This is a genomic window from Pseudomonas sp. FG13 (assembly GCF_057809755.1).
This window is the reverse complement of record NZ_JBMDKO010000065.1, coordinates 1-25,830: the sequence shown is the minus strand read 5'-3', so window position 1 is coordinate 25,830 and position 25,830 is coordinate 1. Positions and strand designations below refer to the sequence as shown.

The 25,830-nt window shown below is 66.0% G+C and carries 2 protein-coding genes; both read left to right on the top strand.

Annotation, left to right across the window (positions count from 1 at the left end; all coding sequences use genetic code 11):
• Positions 1-12,038: non-ribosomal peptide synthetase (locus ACODTO_RS27430; protein WP_489107346.1), on the top strand; the 12,038-nt coding region annotated here is incomplete at its 5' end.
• Positions 12,039-12,041: 3 nt separating this feature from the next.
• Positions 12,042-25,625: an amino acid adenylation domain-containing protein gene (locus ACODTO_RS27425; RefSeq protein ID WP_489107345.1), complete on the top strand. Its 13,584-nt coding sequence runs from the start codon at positions 12,042-12,044 to the stop codon at positions 25,623-25,625.
• The last annotated feature ends 205 nt before the right edge of the window (positions 25,626-25,830 follow it).

Below are 25,830 nucleotides of genomic sequence, written 5' to 3'. Positions count from 1 at the left end.
GCTTCTTCGTCAACACCCTGGCCCTGCGCATCGACGTGCCGGCCGACAGCCCTGTGGAACAACTGCTCGAACGCATCAAAGCCACCACCCTCGACGCCTACGGTCATCAGGACCTGCCGTTCGAACAAGTGGTCGAAGCCTTGCAACCGGAGCGCAGCCTCGGTCATAGCCCGCTGTTCCAGGCCATGCTGGTGCTCGGCAACACGCCACAGGACCAGGCTTTGGAATTGCCAGGCTTGAGCCTGAGCCCACTGGCCCAGCCCACCGGCACCACCCAGTTCGATGTGAGCCTGTCCCTCAACGACGACGGCGAGACCATCAGCGGCCAGTTCGAATACGCCACTGACCTGTTCGACGAAAGCACCATCGCCCGTTGGGGCCAGCACCTGCTGCATCTGCTCGACGGGATGCTGGAGGACGCCACACAGCCGGTGGCGACTCTGCCCTTGCTGGATAACCAGCAACGCCGGCAATTGCTCGGCGGTTTCAACCAGACCCACGCGCCGTTTGCCGAAGGCCGACTGCTACAGGAATGGTTCGAGCAGCATGTACAGGCACGCCCCCAGGCCATCGCCGTGCAGGCCGAAGAGGTCAGTCTCAGCTATGCCGAACTCAACACCCGGGCCAATCGCATCGCCCATCGCCTGATCGCCGCAGGCCTGCGTCCGGATGAACGGGTCGCCCTGCTGGTGGAACGCAGCCCGGAAATGATCATCGGCATCCTGGCCATTCTCAAGGCCGGCGGCGCCTACGTGCCGCTGGACCCGAACTATCCGCAGGACCGCTTGCAGCACATGCTCGACGACAGCACGCCGCGGGTCCTGCTCACCCAGGGTTACCTGATCGAAACCATGGCCGAACAACTGCCGGCGCTGCACATGCCGCAGCTGTTGCTGGACGACTCGACTGATGGCAATGACAGCAATCCAAGGGTCGAGGGCCTGACCTCCCGGCACTTGGCCTACGTCATGTACACCTCCGGCTCCACCGGCAAGCCGAAAGGCGTGATGCTCGAACACCGCTCGGTGTGCAACCAGATCGGTGCCTTGCAGGAACGCTACGGCCTCAACCCCCAGGATCGCATCCTGCAATTCGCCACCATGACCTTCGACATGTCGGTGGAAGAGATCTTTGGCGCCTTGCTGTCCGGCGCCACCCTGGTGCTGCGCAGCGATGCCTGGATCGCCGGCACCGCTGCCTTCGCCGCGCTCTGCGAGCAGCATGCAATCAGCGTCGCCAACCTGCCGACCGTGTTCTGGCAACAGGTCGCCCGAGACGCCCATGTCGCCCTGCCCGTTTGCCTGCGTCAGTTCATGATCGGTGGCGAAGCGGTGGGCAAGCAGGCCGTGAGCCAGTGGTTCGCCCGCGCCGGCCATCGCCCGGCGCTGTTCAATGCCTACGGCCCGACCGAAGCCACGGTCAACGCCTCGATCCGCCGCATGGAAAGCGAGCACGACGATTTCCGTTCCATCGGCAAGCCGCTGCGCAACACTCAACTGCATGTGCTGGATGCGCTCGGCAACCTGGTCCCCATGGGCGTCGCCGGGGAAATTCACATCGGCGGCGTCGGTGTCGCTCGCGGCTACCTCAATCGCCACGAACTGACAGCCGAGCGGTTTATCGCCGACCCGTTCAGCACCGATCCGGACGCACGCCTGTACAAGACCGGCGACCTGGGACGCTGGTGCGCCGACGGCACCCTGCAGTACCTGGGACGCAACGACGACCAGGTGAAGATCCGCGGTTTCCGCGTGGAACTGGGGGAGATCGAAGCCGTGCTTGCCGGGTGCCCCGGTGTCCGCGAAGCGGTGGTGGTTGCCCAGGAAAGCAAACCGGGTCAATCCGACAGCAAGCGCCTGATCGCCTACCTGTGCGGTGAGCCAGTACCGGTGGAACAACTGCGTGCCGCGTTGCTGGCGGCGCTGCCCGAGTACATGGTCCCCAGCGCCTTCGTCCAGCTTGAAACGCTGCCGCTGACCCCCAACGGCAAACTCGACCGCCGCGCCCTGCCCGCACCGGGCCAGGAAGCGTTCGCCAGCCGCGCCTACGAGGCCCCACGGGGCGAGATCGAACAGATCGTTGCCAACGTCTGGCAAGACCTGCTGGGCATCGACAAGATTGGCCGTCACGACCGCTTCTTCGAACTCGGCGGGCATTCGCTGCTGGCCGTGAGCCTGATCGACCGCTTGCGCCAGCATGGCCTGAGCGCCAGCGTGCGCACCGTGTTCACCGCCCCCAGCGTGCGGGAAATGGCCCAGGCCCTGAGCCGCAGCCATGACGCGCCGTTCCTCGCACCGGCCAACCGGATTCCGGACGGCTGCACCGCCCTGACGCCCGACATGTTGCCCCTGGTGGAACTGAGCGAGGCCCAGCTCGAACGCATCGTCGCCGCCGTACCGGGCGGGGCCGCCAATATCCAGGACATCTACCCGCTGGCCCCGTTGCAGCAAGGCATCCTGTTCCATCATCTGCTGGGACACGAAGGTGATGCGTACCTGGTCCGTTCGCTGATCGAATTCGACAACCACGCGCGTCTCGAGGCCTTTATCGGTGCCTTGCAGCAAGTGATCGACCGCCACGACATCCTGCGCAGCGCCGTGCATTGGGTCGGCCAGCCGCAGCCGGTACAGGTGGTGCAACGCCAGGCCACGCTGCCGCTGCAGCACATCGCCCTGGCCGCCGATGAAGACCCGCGCGCTCAACTGGAACGCTTGAGCGATCCCCGGCACCTGCGCCTGGACTTGCAGCAGGCGCCGCTGATGCGGGCCTGCATCGCCCGGATTCCGCACTCCGAACGCTGCTTGCTGGCCCTGCTCGACCACCACATGATCAGCGACCATGTGTCCCTGGGCATCGTCCTCGAAGAAGTCCAGGCCCTGTTGCAAGGCCAGGGTGACAGCCTGCCGCCGCCGATGCCTTATCGGGAATTCGTCGCCCAGGTCCTGGCGACGTCGCCCCAGGCCCATGAAGCCTACTTCAGCCAACGCCTGGGGACTGTCGACGAACCCACCGCGCCGTTCGGTGTACTGGATGTCCAGGGTGACGGCAGCCAAGTCGCCGAAACCAGCGTGCGTCTCGATCCAGCCCTGAGCCAACGGATCCGCGCCCAATCCCGTGCGGCCGGCGTCACGCCAGCCGTGCTGTTCCACATCGCCTGGGCCCAGGTACTCGGCCGCTGCACCGACCGCGACGACGTGGTGTTCGGCACCGTGGTCGCCGGCCGCCTGCAAGGCTCGGTGGGCGCCGACCGGGCGCTGGGGGTGTTCATCAACACCTTGCCGGTGCGGGTCCGACTGGCCGGGTTCGGGGTGGCCGCGCTGGTGGACGAAACCTACCGCGACCTCAGCGAACTGCTGAACCACGAACAGACCTCCCTGGCCCTGGCTCAACGCTGCAGTGGCGTCGGCCCTGGCCTGCCACTGTTCACCACACTGCTCAACTACCGCCACCAGACCGACGGCGGTTCGCTGGCCAATGCCGATCAGGTCCTGGCCTGGGACGGCGTACGCTTCCTCAGCAACGAAGCCCGCACCAATTATCCGATCGAAGTGGCCGTGGCAGATGAAGGCGATGATTTCTCCGTGACCGCCCAGGCTATCGCCGGCATTAATCCGCAACGCATCGCCGCCTACCTGGGCCAGGCCGTGGCCGCCCTGGTGGACGCTCTGGAGCAATCCCCCGGACGCCTCGCCAGCAGCCTCGACGTGGTGCCCGCCAGCGAACGTCAGTTGCTGCTCGAAGACTTCAACCGCACCGCCAGCGATTTCGGTGCGGCGCAACCGATCCACCAGCTGTTCGAAGCCCAGGTACAGGCCAACCCGGACGCCGTGGCCCTGGTCTACGAAGAACGCCAGTTGAGCTATCGCCAGCTCAATCGTCGCGCCAACCACCTGGCCCGGCAGTTGCTCGCCCTCGGCGTGCAACCTGATCAGCGCGTGGCCATCTGCGCCGAGCGCAGCCTGGAGATGATCGTCGGCCTGCTGGGCGTGCTCAAGGCCGGCGCGGCCTACGTGCCCATCGACCCGGCCCACCCGGCCGAGCGCATGGCCTTCATGCTGCAGGACAGCCAACCCCAGGCACTGTTGACCCAATCGGCGCTGTCCCTGCCGTCCGGGGAGCTGCCGGTGTTGCTGCTGGACACCGTGGAATCGTTGCAAGCGGCGGACGATTCGGCTTTCGACAGCAACCCACAAGTACCGGGCCTGACCGCGGAAAATCTGGCCTATGTGATCTACACCTCCGGTTCCACCGGCCAGTCCAAGGGCGTGATGGTCGAGCACCGTTCGGTGTTCAACTTCTGGCACGTGTTGACCCGCACCACCCATCAGCACTGCCCGACCCCAGCCACCGTGGCCCTGAACGCCGGGTTCTTCTTCGACATGTCGATCAAGGGCATCTCGCAGCTGTTCTCCGGCCATCGCCTGGTGATCATCCCGCAACTGATCCGCGCCAGCGGCAGCGAGTTGCTGGACTTCCTCGAACAGCACCAAGTGCATGCCTTCGACTCCACCCCGTCGCAGCTCGACACCCTGCTCGCCGCCGGCCTGCTGGAGCGCCAGAGCTACCAGCCGGTGAGCGTGCTGCTCGGTGGCGAAGCGATCAACGCCGCCACCTGGGACAAGCTGCGCAACTGCCAGAGCATCCGTTTCTACAACATGTACGGCCCTACCGAGTGCACGGTGGACGCCACCATCGACCTGATCCGCGACTTGGGCGAACGGCCAAGCATCGGTCGCCCCTTCGCCAACGTCCAGGTCCATGTGCTGGATGCGCGGGGTGAGCCGGCACCGTTGGGGGTGGCCGGGGAAATCCATATCGGCGGCGTCGGTGTGGCCCGGGGTTACCTGAATCGGCCGGAGCTGAGCGCCGAGCGTTTCATCGCCGATCCGTTCAGCAGTGAGCCGAACGCCCGCCTGTACAAGACCGGCGACCTCGGTCGTTGGTTGGCCGATGGCACGCTCGAATACCTGGGCCGCAACGACTTCCAGGTGAAGATCCGCGGCTTCCGTATCGAGTTGGGCGAGATCGAGAACGTGCTGCTCGGCTGTGCCGGGGTCACCGATGCCGTGGTCATTGCCCGGGACGATAATCGCCTGGTGGCCTATCTGTGTGGCGAACCGAGCAGTGCCGAGCAACTGCGCAGCGCCCTGCTCAAGCACCTGCCCGAATACATGGTGCCCAGTGCTTTCGTGCACCTGGACGCCCTGCCGCTCACCGCCAACGGCAAGCTCGACCGCCGCGCCCTGCCCGAACCCGGTCAGGACGCCCTCGCCAGCAAGGCCTACGAAGCACCGCAAGGTGACACCGAAATCGCCATCGCCGAGATCTGGAAGAACCTGCTGCACCTGGACCAGGTCGGCCGTCACGACGGCTTCCTCGAACTGGGCGGCCACTCCCTGCTCACCGTGCAGTTGCAAGCCCGCCTGCACCAGGACCTCGGCGCCGAGATCGACCTGCGCACCCTGTTCGCCCAGACCTCCCTGAGCGAACTGGCCCAACACGTCGAACAGGCCGGTCAATCCCGGCTCCAGGCGATTGCCGTGGTTTCTCGCGAGCAACCGCTGCCGCTGTCCCTGGCCCAGCAACGCTTGTGGTTCCTCGATCAACTGGACCATGCCGCCAGCGTCGCCTACCACATGCCCGCCGCCCTGCACCTGCGCGGCAGCCTGGACCGAGACGCCTTGCAACGGGCCCTGGACCGCATCGTCGCCCGCCACGAAAGCCTGCGCACCACCTTCGAGCGCCAGGACGGCGAAGTACGCCAGCGTTTCGCCCCGGCCGACATCGGCTTCGCCCTGGTCGAGCACGACCTGCAAGCCCTGGCCCCCGAAGCCCGGCAACCGGCCGTTGAACAGCTGTCCCAGGAAGAAGCCCGCGCCGCATTCGACCTGAGCACCGGCCCGCTGATTCGCGGACGTCTGCTGCGCATGGCCGAGGACGAGCACATCCTGCTGGTGACCCAGCACCACATCGTCTCCGACGGCTGGTCGGTGGCGGTGCTGATCGGTGAGTTCAATGCGCTATACGCGGCGTTCAGCCAGGATCGCGAAGATCCGCTGCCGCCCCTGGCCCTGCAATACGCCGACTACGCCGCCTGGCAACAACAGCACCTGCAAGGCGAACGCCTGCAAGCCCAGACGCAATTCTGGAAGGAGCATCTCACCGGCGCCCCGGCGCTGCTGGAACTGCCGGCCGACCACCCACGGCCCCAGGTGCAGAGCTACCAGGGCGCCGCACTGGCGCTGCAACTGCCCGCACCGCTGAGCGCGCGCCTGCGACGCTTCAGCCAGCAGCGCGGCCTGACCCCGTTCATGACCCTCCTGGGGGCCTGGTCGATCCTGCTGTCGCGCCTGAGCAATCAGGCGGAAGTCGTGGTCGGCACGCCCGTCGCCAACCGTCCACGGCGCGAAACCGAAGCGCTGATCGGCTTCTTCGTCAACACCCTGGCCCTGCGCATCGACGTGCCGGCCGACAGCCCTGTCGAGCAGTTGCTCGAACGCATCAAAGCCACCACCCTCGACGCCTACGGCCATCAGGACCTGCCGTTCGAACAAGTGGTCGAAGCCTTGCAACCGGAGCGCAGCCTCGGTCATAGCCCGCTGTTCCAGGCCATGCTGGTGCTCGGCAACACGCCACAGGACCAGGCTTTGGAATTGCCAGGCTTGAGCCTGAGCCCACTGGCCCAGCCCACCGGCACCACCCAGTTCGACGTGAGCCTGTCCCTCAACGACGACGGCGAAACCATCAGCGGCCAGTTCGAGTACGCCACCGACCTCTTCGACGAAAGCACCATCGCCCGTTGGGGCCAGCACCTGCTGCACTTGCTCGACGGGATGCTGGAGGACGCCACGCAGCCGGTGGCAACTCTGCCCCTGCTGGATAACCAGCAACGCCGGCAATTGCTGGAGACGTTCAACCCTGCCCCCGTCAGCCTGGATGAAAGCCCGAGTCGCTTCCCCCATGCTGTCTTCGCCGCACAGGCGGGTCGCACGCCAGATGCAGTGGCGCTGGTCGGTGCCGGGCAAACCCTGAGCTACGCCGAACTCAATGCCCAGGCCAACCGCGTGGCCCACGGTTTGATCGCCCTGGGCGTGCGGCCCGACGACACCGTCGGCCTCTGTGCGCGTCGCAGCCCGGAGATGGTCATCGGTCTGCTGGGCATCCTCAAGGCCGGGGCGGCCTATGTGCCGCTGGACCCGCAATACCCGGCGCAACGCCTGACCCACATGCTCGCCGACAGCGCGCCACGGGCCCTGGTGCGCCAGCAAGGCCTGGACGAGTTGCCGGTGCCCCTGGGCCTGGCCACCCTCGAACTGGGCAGCACGGCACTTCTGGAGCAACCGGCCCATGACCCGCAAGTGAGCGAACTGAATGTGGGCCATCTGGCCTACGTGATCTATACCTCCGGTTCCACCGGGCTGCCAAAAGGGGTAATGGTCGAACATCGCGGCCTGCGCAACCTGCTGGACTGGTACATCGACGACCTGGCCTTCCATGCCGGCGACGCGGTGCTGCTGGCCTCGTCCTATAACTTCGACCTGACCCAGAAGAACATCCTCGCCCCGCTGATGGTCGGCGCCTCGTTGCACCTGGCCGAAGAACCGTTCAACCCGAACGCCATCGTCGCCCAGATCGCCGAGGCCGGGATTACCCACCTCAACATGTCCCCCAGCGCCTTCCACGCCCTGGTGGATGCCGACCGGCACGAAGCACTGGCCTGCCTGAAACGGGTGGTACTGGGCGGCGAGCCGATCCAGGTCGCCATGCTGGAAAAACTGCCGCTGCCACGGCCGGCGATCATCAACAGCTACGGGCCGACCGAGTGCAGCGACGTGGTCGCCTGGTACACCGCCGACGCCGATCTGGACACCTACCGCAACCGCTCGATTCCGATCGGCCGACCGATCCGCAACATGCAATTGCATGTGCTGGACAGCCACGGCCAGTTGCTGCCCCTGGGCGTGCCCGGCGAAATCCATATCGGCGGTGTCGGTGTGGCGCGGGGTTACCTCAACCTGCCGCAGCTCAGTGCCGAACGCTTCATTGACGACCCGTTCAGCGAGCGGGCCGGAGCCCGCCTGTACAAGACCGGCGACATTGGCCGCTGGTTGCCCGACGGCACCCTGCAATACCTGGGACGTAACGACGATCAGGTGAAAATCCGTGGCCTGCGGGTCGAGTTGGGAGAAATCGAAGCCGCCCTCGCCGCCCTTGCCGGGGTCCGCGAAGCAGCCGTCGTCCCCCGCGACCACCAGACCGGCAAACGCCTGGTGGCCTACCTGTGCGGTGAACCGGCGGCCGCCACAGAATTGCGTGCCGAACTCCTCGGCCGCCTGCCCGAGCACATGGTGCCCAGCGCTTTCGTGGTGCTGGACGCCCTGCCACTTACGCCCAACGGCAAACTGGACCGCCGCGCCCTGCCTGAACCGGATCAGGACGCCTACGCCAGCCAGGCCTATGAGGCACCGCAAGGCTCGGTGGAACAGACTATCGCCGATATCTGGCAACAACTGCTGGGCCTCGAACAGGTCGGCCGCCACGATGGGTTCTTCGAACTCGGCGGCCATTCGCTGATGGCGGTCAGCCTGATCGAACGCCTGCGCGAACACGGCCTGAACGCCGACGTGCGCAGCGTCTTCGGCGCACCGACCCTGCGGGACCTTGCCTCGGCCCTGACCGACACCACCAGTACGGCTTTCCAGGCCCCGGCCAACCGTATCCCGGCCGATTGCAGCAGCCTGACGCCGGACATGTTGCCCCTGGTGGACCTGACGGCGGACCAGCTCGAACGCATCGTCGCTGCGATACCTGGCGGCGCCGCAAACATCCAGGACATCTATCCCCTGGCCCCGTTGCAGCAAGGCATCCTGTTCCATCACTTGCTCGGACACGAAGGCGACGCCTATCTGGTGCGCTCGTTGCTCGAGTTCGACGACCGCCAGCGCCTCGATGCTTTTATCGGCGCCTTGCAGCAGGTGATCGATCGCCATGACATCCTGCGCACCTGCGTGCAGTGGGACGGCTTGCCCCAGGCGGTGCAAGTGGTGCAACGCCAGGCGCGCCTGCCGGTGCACAGCGTCACTCTGGACAGTCACCAGGACCCGCTCAGTCAACTCGAAGCCCTGAGCGACCCACGGCAACTGCGCCTGGATCTGCGCCAGGCACCGCTGATGCGGGCCTGCATCGCCCGGGATCCGCGTTCCGAACGCTGGATGCTGGCGCTGCTCAATCACCACATGGCGAGCGACCACGTCACCCTGGAAATCGTCCTGGAAGAAATCCACGCAATCCTCCACGGACACGGCGACAGCCTGGGCACACCGCAGCCTTATCGCGACTTCATCGCCCAGACCCAGGCCACGCCGGCCCAGGTTCACGAGGCCTACTTCAGCCGCCGGCTGGCGGATGTCGATGCGCCCACCGCGCCCTTCGACCTGCTCGAAGTACAAGGGGATGGCAATCACATCGAAGAAGCCAGCGTGCAACTGAGCCTCGAACTCAACCTGCGCCTGCGGGCTCAGGCCAGGGAACGGGGCATCACCCCGGCGGCGCTGTTCCATGTGGCCTGGGCGCAAGTGCTGGCCCGCTGCACCGGGCGCGACGACGTGGTGTTCGGCACCGTGGTCGCCGGGCGCCTGCAAGGCTCGGCGGGGGCCGAACGGGCCCTGGGGGTGTTCATCAACACCTTGCCGGTGCGGGTGCAACTGGCCGGCGCTGGCGCCAACGACAAGGTCCTGGCGACCCATCGCGACCTGATCGAACTGCTGGCCCACGAACAGGCCTCCCTGGCCCTGGCCCAACGTTGCAGCGACGTGCCCAGCGCTTTGCCGCTGTTCACCACCCTGCTCAACTATCGGCACCAGCGCGACGACAGCCAGTTGCAATGGCCGGGCATGCGCATCCTCAACAGCGCCGAGCGCACCAACTACCCGCTGACCCTGTCGGTCAACGACTATGGCGATGCCCTGGGGCTGACGGTACAGAGCGTCCGGGCAGTGGACCCACAACGCATCTGTGCGCTGATGCAACGGGCCCTGGAACAACTGACCCAGGCCTTGATGTACACGCCACGGATTCCACTCACGCAACTGGACGTGCTGCCGCCCCAGGAACGCAGCCTGCTGCTGGAGACCTTCAACCAGACCCGCGAGGACTACCCGACACACCTGTGCATCCAGCATCTGTTCGAAGAGCAGGTGCTCCGCACACCGGACGCCTGTGCCCTGGTCGACGCTCGGCAAGCCTTCACTTACGCCGAGCTCAATGCCCAAGCCAATCGCCTGGCCCATCACTTGATCGCCACCGGGGTTCAACCGGGGGATCTGGTGGCGATCTGCGTCGAGCGCAGCGCGGCTATGATCAGCGGCCTGCTGGGCATTCTCAAGGCCGGTGGCGCCTACGTGCCGCTGGACCCGAGCTACCCGGCCGACCGCCTGGCGTCGATTGTCGAGGATGCTCGGCCGCGCCTGCTGCTGGCCGATCCGGTCGGTCGCGCCGCCATCGGCACGCTGCAGGAAGGCACCCGCTACCTGGCCATCGAACAGGCCCTGGCGGCGCAGACGAGTACCCGCGATCCGCGCTGGGATGCCACCGGCCTGACCCCGGCGCACCTGGCTTATGTGATCTACACCTCCGGCTCCACCGGCAAACCCAAGGGGGTGATGATCGAACATCGCAACCTGGTTGCTTCGACGCTGGCCAGGCGCACGGTGTATGGGCCATCAATCGACAAGCGCTTCCTGTTGCTCTCGTCGATTGCCTTCGACAGCTCCGTGGCAGGGATCTTCGGCACGTTGATCAGCGGCGGCACCTTGTGCGTTCCGGCGGCCGAAGCCGCTCGCGATCCGCAAGCCATCGCCCGCTTCATCGGCGAACAGGCCATCACTTCACTGCTGTGCGTGCCGTCCCTGGGCCGGCTGGTGTTGGCGAGCCTTGCCAGCGAAAACGGGCACGGCAGCCTGCGGGAAATGATCGTTGCCGGCGAAGCCTGCCCGGCACAATTGGTTCAGGAATGTGCGGGCCTGGAACCGGCCATCGCCTTGTACAACGAGTACGGCCCCACCGAAGCCACCGTCTGGGCCACGGTGCATCGCTGCACCGCCCAGGACCAGGGCACGGTGCCAATCGGTCGTGCCATCCCGAACAGCCGCCTGTACGTGCTCGACGAACAGGGCCGGCCGGCACCACTCGGCGTGCCGGGTGAACTGTACGTGGGGGGCGCGGGCGTCGCCCGGGGCTACCTGGACCGTGCGCAACTGAACGCCGAACACTTCCTCGCCGACCCGTTCAGCCCGGACGACGAGGCGCGGATGTACCGCACCGGCGACCTGGTGCGCATGCGCGCCGATGGCGTACTCGACTTCCTCGGACGCAACGACCAGCAGGTCAAGATCCGCGGTTTCCGCATCGAGCCCGGCGAAATCGAAGCCCTGATGCTGACCCTGCCGGGGGTGCGCGAGGCGGCCGTCATCGCTCGCGAAGACAGCCCCGGGGCCCTGCGCCTGGTGGCCTACCTGAGCGTCGAGCCGCACCTGGCCGGCCGCAATGCCAGCAGCACCTTGCGCCCGTACCTGACCTCGCAGTTGCCGGACTACATGGTCCCGGCGGCGTTCGTGGTGGTCGAACAATTGCCGCTGAGCCCCAACGGCAAGCTCGACCGCCGCGCCCTGCCCGCGCCTCGCAGCGAGGACTTCGCCTACCGCGAGTACGAAGCCCCCAACGGCGAAACCGAAGAACTGCTGGCGCAGATCTGGGCCGACCTGCTGGGCCTGGAGCGGATCGGCCGGCACGACGATTTCTTCGAACTCGGCGGCCATTCGCTGCTGGCGGTGCAAGTCACCCTGCGGGCGCGAGAAACCTTCGCCGTCGAAGTGCCCCTCAGGAGCCTGTTCGAGCACCCGTCGCTGCTGGCACTGGCCGACCTGATCACCACCCTGCAACTGGCCCAGTACGAGTCGGATGAATTGATGGACCTGCAACAAGAAATGGCTTCGCTGTCTGAAAGCGAACTGCTCGCTATCGTCTCCAAGGATGCTTAACAATTGAACGAACATAACGATAGTCTCGACCAGTTGAAACGTGCCGCACTGCTGCGCCTGCTCAAGCAACGCGGCGCCACACGGGTCATCGAAACGGCTCCCGACGACATCTCCGGCGCGGATCGCGAAGGTCCGCTGGCGTTGTCGTTCGCCCAGCAACGGCTGTGGTTCCTCGATCAGCTGGACCCGACGGCCAGCGCCGCCTATCACATCCCCGCCTCGCTGGTGCTGCGCGGCGCCCTCGACCGTACCGCGCTGAAGAACGCCCTTGATCGTCTGGTGGCGCGGCATGAAAGCCTGCGCACCACCTTCCGCCGCGACGGCGAACATCCGGTGCAGGTGATCGCTCCGGCCGATTGTGGCTTCAACCTGCAGGAACAGGACCTGCGCCAGCTGCCTCGGGACGAGGCCGGGCGGCAAGCCACTCGACTGGCGGAAGAGGAAGCGGCCCGAGCGTTCGACTTGCTGCACGGCCCGCTGATCCGCGGCACATTGCTGTGCCTGGCCGACGATGAGCATCGGCTGTTGATCACCCAGCACCACATCATCTCCGACGGTTGGTCCATCGGCCTGCTGGTCAAGGAATTCGCCGCGTTGTACCAGGCATTCAGTGCCGGCCAACCCGATCCGCTGCCGCCACTGGCCCTGCAATACGCCGACTACGCCGCCTGGCAGCGCCGTCAACTGCAGGGCGAGCGCCTCGACCAGCAAGTGGAATTCTGGCGCGCTCACCTGGCCGGCGCCCCGGCGTTGCTCGCGCTGCCCACCGACCGGCCACGTCCGGCGGTGCAAAGCTACCGGGGTGAAACCCTGGGCTTCGACCTGCCCGCAGCGCTGTCCGCTGCCATCGCCCGGTTCGCCCAGTCCCGCGCGGCAACGCCGTTCATGACCCTGATGGCGGCCTGGGCGGTGTTGCTGGCACGGATCAGCGGCCAGCAGGACCTGGTGATCGGCACCGTTGCCGCCAACCGCGACCGCCAGGATGTGCAGTCGCTGATCGGTTTCTTCGTCAACACCCTGGCCCTGCGCATCCGCCTGGAAGCCAACCCGACCCTCGAGCAGGTGTTGCAACAGGTCAAGGACCTGATGCTGGAGTCCTCCAGTCGCCAGGACACCCCGTTCGAACTGGTGGTCGAAGCCCTCAAGCCACCCCGCAGCGCCAGTTACAGCCCGGTGTTCCAGACCATGCTTTACACCAACGCCGGGGGTGCCGGCGGCCAGTTGCACCTGCCGGGGCTGGACCTGGAGTTCCTGCCGTCACGCAAGGACAACACCCAGCACGACCTGTCCCTGCACATCGACGAAGGTGGCCCGAACCTGTCCTGCAGCCTGTCCTATTCCACCGCGCTGTTCGATGCCGCCACCGTCGAGCGTCTCGCGGCGCGCTTCGAACGCCTGCTGCAGTGTTTCACCGAAGCACCAGACACCCGTATCGGCGCATTGGAACTAGACCCGACCCTGGCCCTGCCGCCCATCACCGCGTTGACGCCGCTGCCGGAGCGCATGCCGCTGTCCTATCACCAGGAACGGCTCTGGTTCGTCGACACCTTCGAGACCGGTTACCTGTACGACGCCAACCCGGTCTATCACAACATCCCCTTGCTGCTGGAACTGACCGGCGAGATCAACCAACCGGCCCTGCAAATCGCCCTCGACGGCCTGCTGGCCCGTCACGACATCCTGCGTTGCCGGGTGCTGAGCGACGGCGCAAGTGCCTGGCAGTGCTTCGACGGGCCGGCCACCCTGGCCCTTGAACGGCTCCAGGGCAATCCGGATACCCTTGCCACCCAGGCCCTGGCCGAGAGCCGTCGGCCCCTGGCCATGAACGGTGGCAGCCTGGTGCGCGCCAGCCTGGTACAAGCGGACGAACGCACCGCCGTGCTGGCGATTGCCGTGCATCATTTGCTGGCCGACCGCACCTCCATGCAATTGCTCAAGCGCGACCTGCTGGCCCTCTATGCCGCCGCCTGCGCCGAGCGCAACGCCGAACTGCCGGCCCTGCCGCTGGGCTATGGCGACTTTGCCGCCTGGCAACGCCAACTCCCGGCCGCGGTGCTGGAGAACCTGCGGGCCTATTGGAGCTATCAGTTGCGCGGCAAGCTGCAAGCCCTGGAACTGCCGCTCAATCGCCCGCGCATGGCCGTGCATGTGTTCGCCGAAGCGACCCACGCCTTCACCCTCGAAACGCCGCTGGTACGCCGCCTCGACGCCCTGGCCCGGGAGGTCGGCGTGAGTACCGACAGCCTGGCCCTCAGCGCCTTTACCGCGTTGCTGCGCCGCTATGCCGGCCACGACGAACTGGTGATCGGCACCACGGCCGCCTGCCGCGAGCCCGGCCTGAACGACGTCGTCGGGCCGCTGGACAACCTGCTGGTCATGCGTGGGTTCTGCGACAGCGACACTACCTTGCAACAGCTCTGGGAGCAGACCAGCCACAACCTGACCCAGGCCCTGCGCCATCGCCATATGCAGTTCGATCAGTTGGTACTGGCCCTCAACCCGGCCAAAGACATGAGCCGCACCGCGCTGTTCGACGTGCTGTTCAACTTCCAGCACGACACCGACGCCAGCACGCTGGTCGCAGGGCTGGCGGTCAATACCCTGGAAAGCAATCTGGGCTACGGCAAGAATGACCTGCACCTGCTGATCAGCGCTGGTGAACAACGCTGGGCCGGGCATGTGGTGTACAACGCGGAGTTCTTCGACGCCGGGTTCATCCAACAGTTGATGCGTCACTACGTGCGCCTGCTGGAAGCCTTTGTCGAGAATGCCCGGCAGCGCGTCGACGATGTTCCCCTGCTGGACAGCGCCGAGCGGCAGCGGCAGATCATCGACTTCAACGACAGTGAAGCGGCCTGGCCCGACACCCTGACCCTGCAGCAGATTTTCGAGGAGCAGGTTCGCCAGACCCCGGAACGCATTGCCGTCAACCTCAGCGAGGAACAGCTGAGCTATCGCCAGCTCAACGAACAGGCCAACCGCCTCGCCCACCGTTTGCGCGCCGCAGGTGTGCGGCCCCAGGAACTGGTGGCCATCACGCTGGAGCGCTCGGTGCAAATGATCGTTGCCACCCTGGCGGTGCTCAAGGCCGGCGGCGCCTATGTGCCCATCGACCCGGCCTCACCCCAGGAGCGCATCGCCTACGTGCTGCGCGACAGTGGCGCCGGCAAGGCCATCGCGCGCCAGGACATGGCGCCGGCGCTGCAGGCGCTGGGTATCGAAGTCCTTGATCCGACCCTCGGCAACGTCGACGCCAGCGTCGCCAACCCGACCCACGTCAACACCCCGGAGCACCTCTGCTATGTGATCTACACCTCGGGTTCCACCGGCGAACCCAAGGGTGCGCTGCTCGAACACCGTAACGTCGTGCGCCTGCTGCACAACAATCGCCCGGACTTCCAGTTCGATGCCGAGGATGTCTGGTCGCTGTTCCACTCCAACGCCTTCGACTTCTCGGTCTGGGAAATCTTCGGTGCGTTGCTCCATGGCGCACGCCTGACCCTGGTGCCCGAGGCCCTGCGGCGTGATCCGGTAGAGCTGCTGGGTTTCCTTGAACGCGAACAGGTGACAGTGCTGAACCAGACCCCCTCGGCGTTCCATCAGCTCAGTGCCGCCGCGCTGGCGACGCCGGATGTGCGCCTGGCGCACTTGCGCTACGTGATTTTCGGTGGGGAAAGCCTGGAGCTGGGCAAACTCGATGCCTTCCACCGTGCCTTCGGGCATGTGGCCCTGGTGAACATGTATGGCATCACCGAAACCTGCGTCCACGTCACCTACAAAGCCATTGGCGCGGCCGACATCGCCGCCGGCATCTCCAACGTCGGCAGGCCGATTCCAACCACCGTGGCCTACGTGCTCGACGCCCAGCAGCGGCTGCTGCCCGTCGGCGTGGCGGGTGAGATCTGCGTCGGTGGCCTGGGGGTCGGCCGCGGCTATCTGAACCGTCCGGCCTTGAGCGCTGAACGCTTCATTGCCGACCCGTTCCGTCCCGGCGAGCGGCTGTATCGCTCCGGCGACCTGGGCAAGTTGCTGGACAACGGCGAGATCGTGCACCTGGGCCGGATGGACGCCCAGGTGAAGATCCGCGGTTTCCGCATCGAGCTGGGGGAGATCGAAGCCAAGCTGCTGGCCTGCGAGGGCGTGCGGGAAGCCAAGGTGCTGGCCCGTGATGATGCGAACCAGGGCAAGCGTCTGATCGCCTATTTGATTCCCCGTGCGGGCGCGGTGCTGGAAGTGGCCGCCTTGCGCAAGCAATTGGGCGCGACCCTGCCCGACTACATGATCCCGACGGCCTTCGTCAGCCTGCACGCCTACCCGCTCACGGCCAACGGCAAACTCGACCAGGAGGCCTTGCCCGAGCCGGACCTGGGCGCCATGTCCGAGCGTGGCTACACCGCCCCCGAGGGTGCCACCGAAACCGCCCTGGCGCAGATTTTCCAGGAATTGCTAGGCCTGGAGCGCGTGGGTCGTCGTGACAGCTTCTTCGAACTGGGTGGGCACTCCCTGCTGGCTGCGCAACTGGTTTCCCGGGTGCGGCAACAGTTGGGCTGCGAGCTGATGCTGCGCGAGCTGTTCAGCCACCCCACCGTGGAAGAACTGGCACGGGTGGTAGGTCAGCCGCTCACCGCCGAGGCCGAGACCATCGGCCTGGTCGACCGCAACGGGCCGCTGACGTTGTCGTTCGCCCAGCAACGCCTGTGGTTCCTCGACCAGCTCGATTCCGGCGCCGGCAGCGCCTATCACATGCCGGCCGCCTTGCTGCTGCGTGGCGATCTCGACCGCACCGCCCTCAAGGCCGCGCTGGATCGCCTGGTGGCCCGGCATGAAAGCCTGCGCACCACTTTCGAACGCCATGGCGAACAGCCGGTGCAGGTCATCGCCCCCGCGGACTGTGGCTTCGCCCTGGCCGAACAGGACCTGCGCGCACTGCCCTACGAACAAGCCAGCGTCAGTGCATCGCGCATCGGCAACAACGAGGCCCTGGCGCCGTTCGACCTGAGCCGTGGGCCATTGATTCGTGGGCGCCTGCTGCGCCTGGCCGATGACGAACACATCCTGCTGATCACCCAGCACCACATCATCTCCGACGGCTGGTCGGTGGGTGTGCTGGTCAAGGAATTCGCCGCCCTCTACCGGGCCTTCAGCCAGCAGCAGCCCGATCCCCTGCCGGCGTTGCCGATCCAATATGCCGACTACGCCGCCTGGCAGCACCAGGCCCTCGACGGTGAACGGCTCAATCGCCAGGCCGAGTTCTGGCGCGAACACCTGGAAGGCGCGCCGGCCCTGCTGTCTCTGCCCACCGACCGCCCAAGGCCGGCGATGCAGAGCTATCGGGGCGGCGACGTTGCAGTGGCCATCGCCCCGGCACTGCGCGAACGCCTGGAGCACTTCTGCCAGGCGCACAACGTGACCCTGTTCATGGCGCTGCTCGGTGCCTGGTCGGTGCTCATGGCGCGCCTGGGCAACGAACGGGACGTGGTCATCGGCGTACCGACGGCCAACCGCAGTCGCACCGAGACCGAAAACCTGATCGGTTTCTTCGTCAACACCCTCGCCCTGCGCGTAGACCTGTCGCAGAACCCGAGCGTGACGCAACTGCTGGAGCAGATCAAACAGACCACCCTGGCGGCCCACGAGCACCAGGACATTCCTTTCGAACAAGTCATCGAAGCCGTACAGCCGCCGCGCTCCCTGAGCCACAACCCGCTGTGCCAGGTCGCCCTGTCGCTGGACAACACCCCGGGCGGTGGCGAATTGAGCCTGCCCGGCCTGACCCTGGTGCCTGTGGCCCAGGCCCATGAAACCTCCCAGTTCGACCTGATGCTGACCCTGGGCAATGACGGCGGCACGTTGTCGGGCGTGATCGAATACGCCAGCGATCTGTTCGACCGCGTCACCGTAGAGCGTTTCGCCCAGCATTTCCAAATCCTGCTCGAAGCCATGGTGGCGGATGTCGAACAGCCCGTGCTCGGCTTGCCGTTGCTCAGCTCCGCACAGCGCCAGGCCTCGCCTGCGGCCTTGCCACCCAAGGCCGTGTTCACCCCCGAACCGTTGATTCATCAGCGCTTCGAACAACGCGCCGCGGCCCAGCCCCAATCCATTGCCCTGGTCTTTGGCGACACGGCGTTGAGTTACCAGGCCCTCAATCGCCGGGCCAACCGCATCGCCCAGACGCTGCTGGCCCAGGGCGTGCGCCCTGACGACCGGGTGGCGATCCTGGCCCAGCGCGGCGTGGAAATGGTCTGCGCGGTACTGGCGGTGCTCAAGGCCGGTGCGGCCTATGTGCCGCTGGACCCGGCCTACCCCGCCGAACGACTCGGCTACTTGCTGGACGACAGCACTCCGGTCGTGCTGCTGGCGCAACCGACGTGCCTCGCCGCGCTGCCCGAGCATGCCGTGCCGGTGGTGAATCTCGACGATGACCCCACGGCAGATGACCTGGCGGAACTGGACCGCAATCCGGACGCCCAAGCGCTCGGCCTGACCTCGCGGCACCTGGCCTATGTTATCTACACCTCGGGTTCCACCGGTTTGCCCAAAGGGGTATTGGTGGAGCACGGCAACGTGGCGCGCCTGTTCGACGCCACTGCCGAACTGTTCGACTTCGGCCGCAACGACGTCTGGACGCTGTTCCACTCCTTTGCGTTCGACTTCTCGGTCTGGGAAATCTGGGGCGCGCTGAGCTATGGCGGCAAGCTGGTGGTGGTGCCGAGCGAAGTGGCCCGTTCACCCGACGATTTTTATGCGCTGGTCTGCCAGCAACAAGTGACCGTGCTGAACCAGACGCCGAGCGCCTTCCGCCAGTTCATCGAAGCCCGTGAGCACAGCGACCTGGAACACGGCCTGCGGGAAGTGATTTTCGGCGGCGAGGCCCTGGACTTCCGCAGCCTGCGGCCATGGACCGCACGCACGGCCCTGTCCCGCACGCGCCTGGTGAACATGTACGGCATCACCGAAATCACCGTGCACGCCACCTACTACCCCGTCAGCCAGGAGGAAATCGACGCGGGCGCGCCAAGCCTGATCGGCCCGCCATTGCCCGACCTGTGCCTGCGGATTCTCGACGACTACGGACAACCGGTGCCGGTGGGAGTCAATGGCGAGATCTACATCGGCGGTGCCGGTGTGGCCCGGCATTACCTCAATCGCGACGAACTGAACGCCGAGCGCTTCATTCCCGACCCGTTTGCGGCACAAGTCGATGCCCGGCTCTACCGCACCGGCGATATCGCCCGCTACCGTGCCGACGGCGGGGTGATCTATGTGGGCCGCAACGACTCGCAGATCAAGATCCGCGGTTTCCGCATCGAGCTGGGCGAAATCGAAGCCCAACTGCTGGCCTGCGCCGAAGTCCGCGAAGCCCTGGTGACCGTGCGCGAAGACCAGCCCGGCGACAAGCGCCTGGTGGCGTACCTGATCGCCCATGAAGGGGTCGTCGTAGAGTCGTCGGCCTTGCGTAGCCAACTGGCGAGCGTGTTGGCCGAACACATGGTGCCCAGCGCCTTCGTGACCCTCGCGGCCTGGCCGCTGACCACCAACGGCAAACTGGACCGCAACGCCTTGCCGGTGCCGGATGCCTCCGCCGCCGCGAGCCAGCGCTACGAGGCACCGCTGGGTGCCATCGAAATCACCCTGGCCAATGCCTGGCAGGAGTTGCTCGGGGTAGAACGAGTGGGTCGCCAAGACCACTTCTTCGAACTCGGCGGCCATTCCTTCCTGGTCATCAGCCTGATCGAGCGTCTGCGCCAGGCCGACCTGCAACTGGACGTGCGCACGGTGTTCTCGGCGCCAACCCTCAAGGCCATGGCCGCGGTCCTGGCCGGCGGCAACAACACGCAGCGAGTCGTACCGGCGAACCTGATCCCCGCCGACTGCACCGCCATCGAGCCGCAAATGCTGCCGCTGGTAACCCTCAGCCAGCAGGAAATCGAGCAGATTGTCGCCGATGTTCCCGGCGGCGCCGCCAATGTGCAGGACATCTACCCACTGTCGTCGTTGCAGGAAGGCATCCTGTTCCACCACCTGTTGCAGTCCGAGGGTGACGCCTACCTGATGCGCACGGTGGTAACGTTCAACCGGCGCCAGTTGCTCGATGACTTCCTCGCTGCGGTGCAGGTGGTGATCGACCGCCACGATATCCTGCGCACCGCCCTGCGTTGGCAGGGTCTGCCGCAGCCGGTACAGGTCGTCCATCGCCAGGCGCAATTGCCGGTGGTGACCCTGGATTGCTTCCCTGGCGAAGATGCTTTGCAGATCCTGCGTGACACGACCGACACCCATCATCTGCGCCTCGACCTGCAGCGGGCACCGTTGATTGCCGCGTACATCATCGAGGATGAGCCTCGTGGACAATGGCTGCTGGCGCTGCTCGACCATCACCTGGTCAGCGACAACGTGACGCTGCGGTTGATCATGCTGGAGATCCAGGCGGTCCTGGCCGGCCAGGCCGACAGCCTGCCGCCGTCCCAGCCTTACCGTAACTTCATCGCCCAGGCCGCCAGCGTGTCCCAGGCCGACCACGAAGCCTACTTCCGGCGCTTGCTGGCGGATGTCGATTCCACCACCGCGCCTTATGGTGTGCTGGATGTGCGTGGCAACGGCGCCGGGATCAAGCGCGCGGTCAAGCACCTGGGCGATGAGCTCAGTGCCCGGGTGCACCGCACGGCGCGCCAGCAAGGGGTGCCAACCTCGGTGCTGTTCCATGCGGCCTGGGGCCTGGTGGTCGCCGCGACCAGCGGCCGCGACGACGGGATTTTCGGCACGGTGCTGTCGGGTCGCTCCCAAGGCACCGCCGGTGCCGACCATGCGCTGGGGATGTTCATCAACACCTTGCCGATGCGCATCCGCTTGCAGCAGCACAGCGTCAGCGACATCGTCCATGACGCCTACCAGCAACTGAGCGAACTGCTGACCCACGAACAGGCCTCCCTGGCCCTGGCCCAGCGTTGCAGTGCGGTGGACGCTTCGTTACCGCTGTTCACGGTGATCCTCAACTGCCGTCACGGCGACCTGGTGAACGCCTCCGGGGAAAACGTCGAGGACATGGGCGAGCACGAAGGCATGCACTTCATCGCCTCGGAAACCCGCACCAACTACCCCATCGAAATCGCCGTGGCGAATGTGGCTGACGGCTTCTCCCTGACGGCCCAGTCCATCACCGGCATCGATCCGCAACGCATCGCCGCCTACCTGGGCCAGGCCGTGGCCGCCCTGGTGGACGCCCTGGAGCAATCCCCCGGACGCCTCGCCAGCAGCCTCGACGTGGTGCCCGCCAGCGAACGTCAATTGCTGCTCGAAGACTTCAACCGCACCGCCAGCGATTTCGGTGCGGCGCAACCGATCCACCAGCTCTTCGAAGCCCAGGTGCAGGCCAACCCCGACGCCGTGGCCCTGGTCTGCGAAGACCGTCAGTTGAGCTATCGCCAGCTCAATCGTCGCGCCAACCACCTGGCCCGGCAGTTGCTCGCCCTCGGCGTGCAACCCGATCAGCGCGTGGCCATCTGCGCCGAGCGCAGCCTGGAAATGATCGTCGGCCTGCTGGGCGTGCTCAAGGCCGGTGCCGCCTACGTGCCCATCGACCCGGCCCACCCGGCCGAGCGCATGGCCTTCATGCTGCAGGACAGCCAACCCCAGGCGTTGTTGACCCAGTCGGCGCTGTCCCTGCCGTCCGGGGAACTGCCGGTGTTGCTGCTGGACACCGTGGAATCGTTGCAAGCGGCGGACGATTCGGCTTTCGACAGCAACCCACAAGTACCGGGCCTGACTGCGGAAAATCTGGCCTACGTGATCTACACCTCCGGTTCCACCGGCCAGTCCAAGGGCGTGATGGTCGAGCACCGTTCGGTGTTCAACTTCTGGCACGTGCTGACCCGCACCACCCACCAGCACTGCCCGACCCCGGCCACCGTGGCCCTGAACGCCGGGTTCTTCTTCGACATGTCGATCAAGGGCATCTCGCAGCTGTTCTCCGGCCATCGCCTGGTGATCATCCCGCAACTGATCCGCGCCAGCGGCAGCGAGTTGCTGGACTTCCTCGAACAGCACCAAGTGCATGCCTTCGACTCCACCCCGTCGCAGCTCGACACCCTGCTCGCCGCCGGCCTGCTGGAGCGCCAGAGCTATCAGCCGGTGAGCGTGCTGCTCGGTGGCGAGGCAATCAACGCCGCCACCTGGGAGAAACTGCGTAACTGCCAGAGCATTCGTTTCTACAACATGTACGGCCCCACCGAGTGCACGGTGGACGCCACCATCGACCTGATCCGCGACTTGGGCGAACGGCCAAGCATCGGTCGCCCCTTCGCCAACGTCCAGGTCCATGTGCTGGATGCGCGAGGCGAACCGGCACCGTTGGGGGTGGCCGGGGAAATCCATATCAGCGGCGTCGGTGTGGCCCGGGGTTACCTGAATCGGCCAGAGCTGAGCGCCGAGCGTTTCATCGCCGATCCGTTCAGCAGTGAGCCGAACGCCCGCCTGTACAAGACCGGCGACCTCGGTCGTTGGATGGCCGATGGCACGCTCGAATACCTGGGCCGCAACGACTTCCAGGTGAAGATCCGCGGCTTCCGTATCGAGTTGGGTGAGATCGAGAACGCCCTGGTGGCTTGCCCGGGTATTCGCGAAGCCGTGGTGATCGCCCGTGAGGACAGCCAGGGCGACGCGGAGAGCAAACGCCTGGTGGCCTATGTCTGCGGCGAGCCGGTCCCGGCCGAGCAACTGCGCAGTGCGCTGTTGAGCGGATTGCCCGAGTACATGGTGCCCAGTGCTTTCGTGCACCTGGACGCCCTGCCGCTCACCGCCAACGGCAAGCTCGACCGCCGCGCCCTGCCCGAACCCGGTCAGGACGCCCTCGCCAGCAAAGCCTACGAGGCGCCGCTGGGTGACACCGAGATCGCCATCGCCGAGATCTGGAAAGGCCTGCTGCACCTGGATCAGGTTGGCCGTAACGACGGCTTCCTCGAACTGGGCGGTCACTCGCTGCTCGCCGTGCAGTTGCTGTCCAGGCTGCGCCGCAAACTGGGCGCGCGGATTACCTTGCGCGAACTGTTCGACGCACCGACGGTGCGTGGCCTTGCGGCGCTGGTCCACAGCGCGTCGCCCAATGAAACGGCATCGATTCCACTGGCCAATCGCTCGGGGCGGCTGCCGTTGTCCTTCTCCCAGCAACGGCTTTGGTTCCTCGATCACCTGGACCATGCGGCCGGCGCTGCCTATCACTTGCCCCTGGCCTTGCGCCTGACGGGTTCGCTGGACAAGGCTGCTTTACAAGCCACGCTCGACCGCCTGGTGGCGCGCCATGAAACCCTGCGTACCCGTTTCGAGCTGGTGGACGGCGAGCCGGTGCAAAAAATCGCCCCGGCCGACTACCGCTTCCAGCTGGAGCAACAGGACCTGCGCCCGATGCCGGCCGACGAACGCACGGCCACGCTGGAGCACCTCGGTCACCTCAACGCCACGCAGTTGTTCGACCTGGGCCAGGGACCGTTGATGCGCGGCCACCTGGTGCAGCTGGCGGACGACGAGCATGTGCTGTTCATGACCTTGCACCACATCGTCTCCGATGGCTGGTCCAACAGCGTCCTGGCCCGGGAAGTGAGCGTGCTCTACAGCGCATTCGCCCAAGGCCAGAAAGACCCGTTGCCACCGCTGGCGCTGCAATATGTGGACTATGCCGCCTGGCAGCGCAAATCCCTCGAAGGCCCGGCGTTGCAGGCGCAGATCGACTTCTGGCGACAACATCTGGAAGGCGCGCCCGCACTGCTGAACCTGCCGCTGGATCGTCCGCGTCCGGCGATACAGAGCTATGCCGGCGGTATCGTCGACTGTGCCTTTTCCGCATCCCTCAGTGCCGAACTGCGTGCCTTCAGCCAGGCCCAAGGCACCACGTTGTTCATGGTGCTGCTGGCCGGCTGGTCGGTGTTGATGAGCCACCTGAGCGGACAGCACGACGTGGTGGTCGGCACGCCGGTGGCCAACCGTCAGCGGCCGGAGCTGGAGGCGCTGATCGGTTTCTTCGCCAACACCCTGGCGTTGAGGATCGATACCGGGCGCGACAGCCGTATCGACGGGTTGCTGGCGCGGATCAAGGACCAGACACTGGCGGCCTACAGTCACCAGGACCTGCCCTTCGAACAGGTGGTCAGTGCATTGCAGCCGACTCGCAGCATGAGCCACAGCCCGTTGTTCCAGGTGATGTTGAGCCTGGACAACACGCCACCGGCGCCGCTGCAACTGCCGGGGCTTGCGGTGCAAACCCTGGAAAGCCCGCACAACACCACCCAGTTCGACCTGTCGCTGTCACTGGTCGACAATGGCGAGCGCATCGGCGGCAGCCTGCAATTTGCCAACGACCTGTTCGACCGAGAGACCGTGCAGAATATCGCCGGACTGTTCGCCAAGGTGTTGGAAAACCTGGTCACCGACCCACGGCAGTCCATCGGCCAGTTGCTGGAAAACACGCCGCCGCTGGTGCGCTCGCTCACCGCCGTGGCCTCGCCGACCGGCACCGAAGACAGCCCGGCCCCAGCCTTGCCTTACGAAGCTCCTCGGGGCGAGACCGAAATCGCCATCGCGGCGCTCTGGCGGGACCTGTTCAAACAGGAGCGCATCAGCCGTCACGATGACTTCTTCAGCCTCGGCGGTATTTCGTTGATGGCGGTGCAGATGGCTTCGCGCTTGCGCAAGGTACTTGGCAAGCCCATCGCCGTGCGCGACCTGTTCGTCGAACCGACCATTGCCGGTTTCGCCAGGACCCTCGATGGGCAAGCCCGACCGGGGGCCAACAGCAACCTGGTGCCGATCCGTCGCAGCGGTTCCCAACGGCCGCTGTACCTGGTGCACCCACTCGGTGGCGAAGTGCAATACGCACGGGACCTGGCACCGTCGCTGGATCCCCAGGTTCCGGTCTATGGCCTGGCCGCCAGTGGCCTGGTGGCGGGAGAAGCGCCGCTGTCGGACGTTCCGTCCATGGCCACGCGTTACCTGGCGGGCATCCGTCAGGTCCAGCCGCAAGGTCCGTACCGGATTGCCGGTTGGTCGGCCGGAGGTCTGATCGCCTATGAAATGGCCCGTCAACTGCTCGCCAGCGGTGAGGTCGTGGAATTCCTTGGCATCATCGATGCGTCGGCCCGTCCTGAACCGGTGCCGACACACGAGGTGAGCGAAGCGCAGTTCCTGATGGCCTGGCTCCCCGCGCAGATCGCCCCCGACCTGCTCGGACAACTGACAGAACTGGCACAGCACTCGGCCATCGACGCGATGCTGACGCTGTGCATCACTCACCGCCTGTTACCGGAGGAACTGCCCCACGACATCGACGCCGCCCTGCTGCGTACCCACCTGGGGGTTGCCTATGCGATGCGGCAGGCCATCGGCGCCTACGTCAGCCCACCGAGCCCGCTCGAGGTATCGCTGTTCACCGCGAGCGAACAGCAACGCAACGACCCGACCCTGGGCTGGCGCGGGTTGCTCAATGACCAGGTGAACGTGACCGCCCTTCCCGGCACCCACAACACCGTGGTCAAGGCCCCTCATGTGGCCAGGTTGGGCGAGGCGATGTCCCAGGCCTTGAAAGCTCGCGCCATGTCATAGGATCGGGTTTGTGCAAGTCAGTCAGCATGGACGCTGGCTGACCTACCGCTATCGCGAGCAGGCTCGCTCCCACAGGAGATTTGGGGGGTACGCAGCTTTTGCATACGCCACCAGCCCCTGTGGGAGCCGGGCTTGCCCGCGAAGACGGCAGCCCATTCAACATCTGCATGCCAGACACTCCGCTATCGCGAGCAGGCTCGCTCCC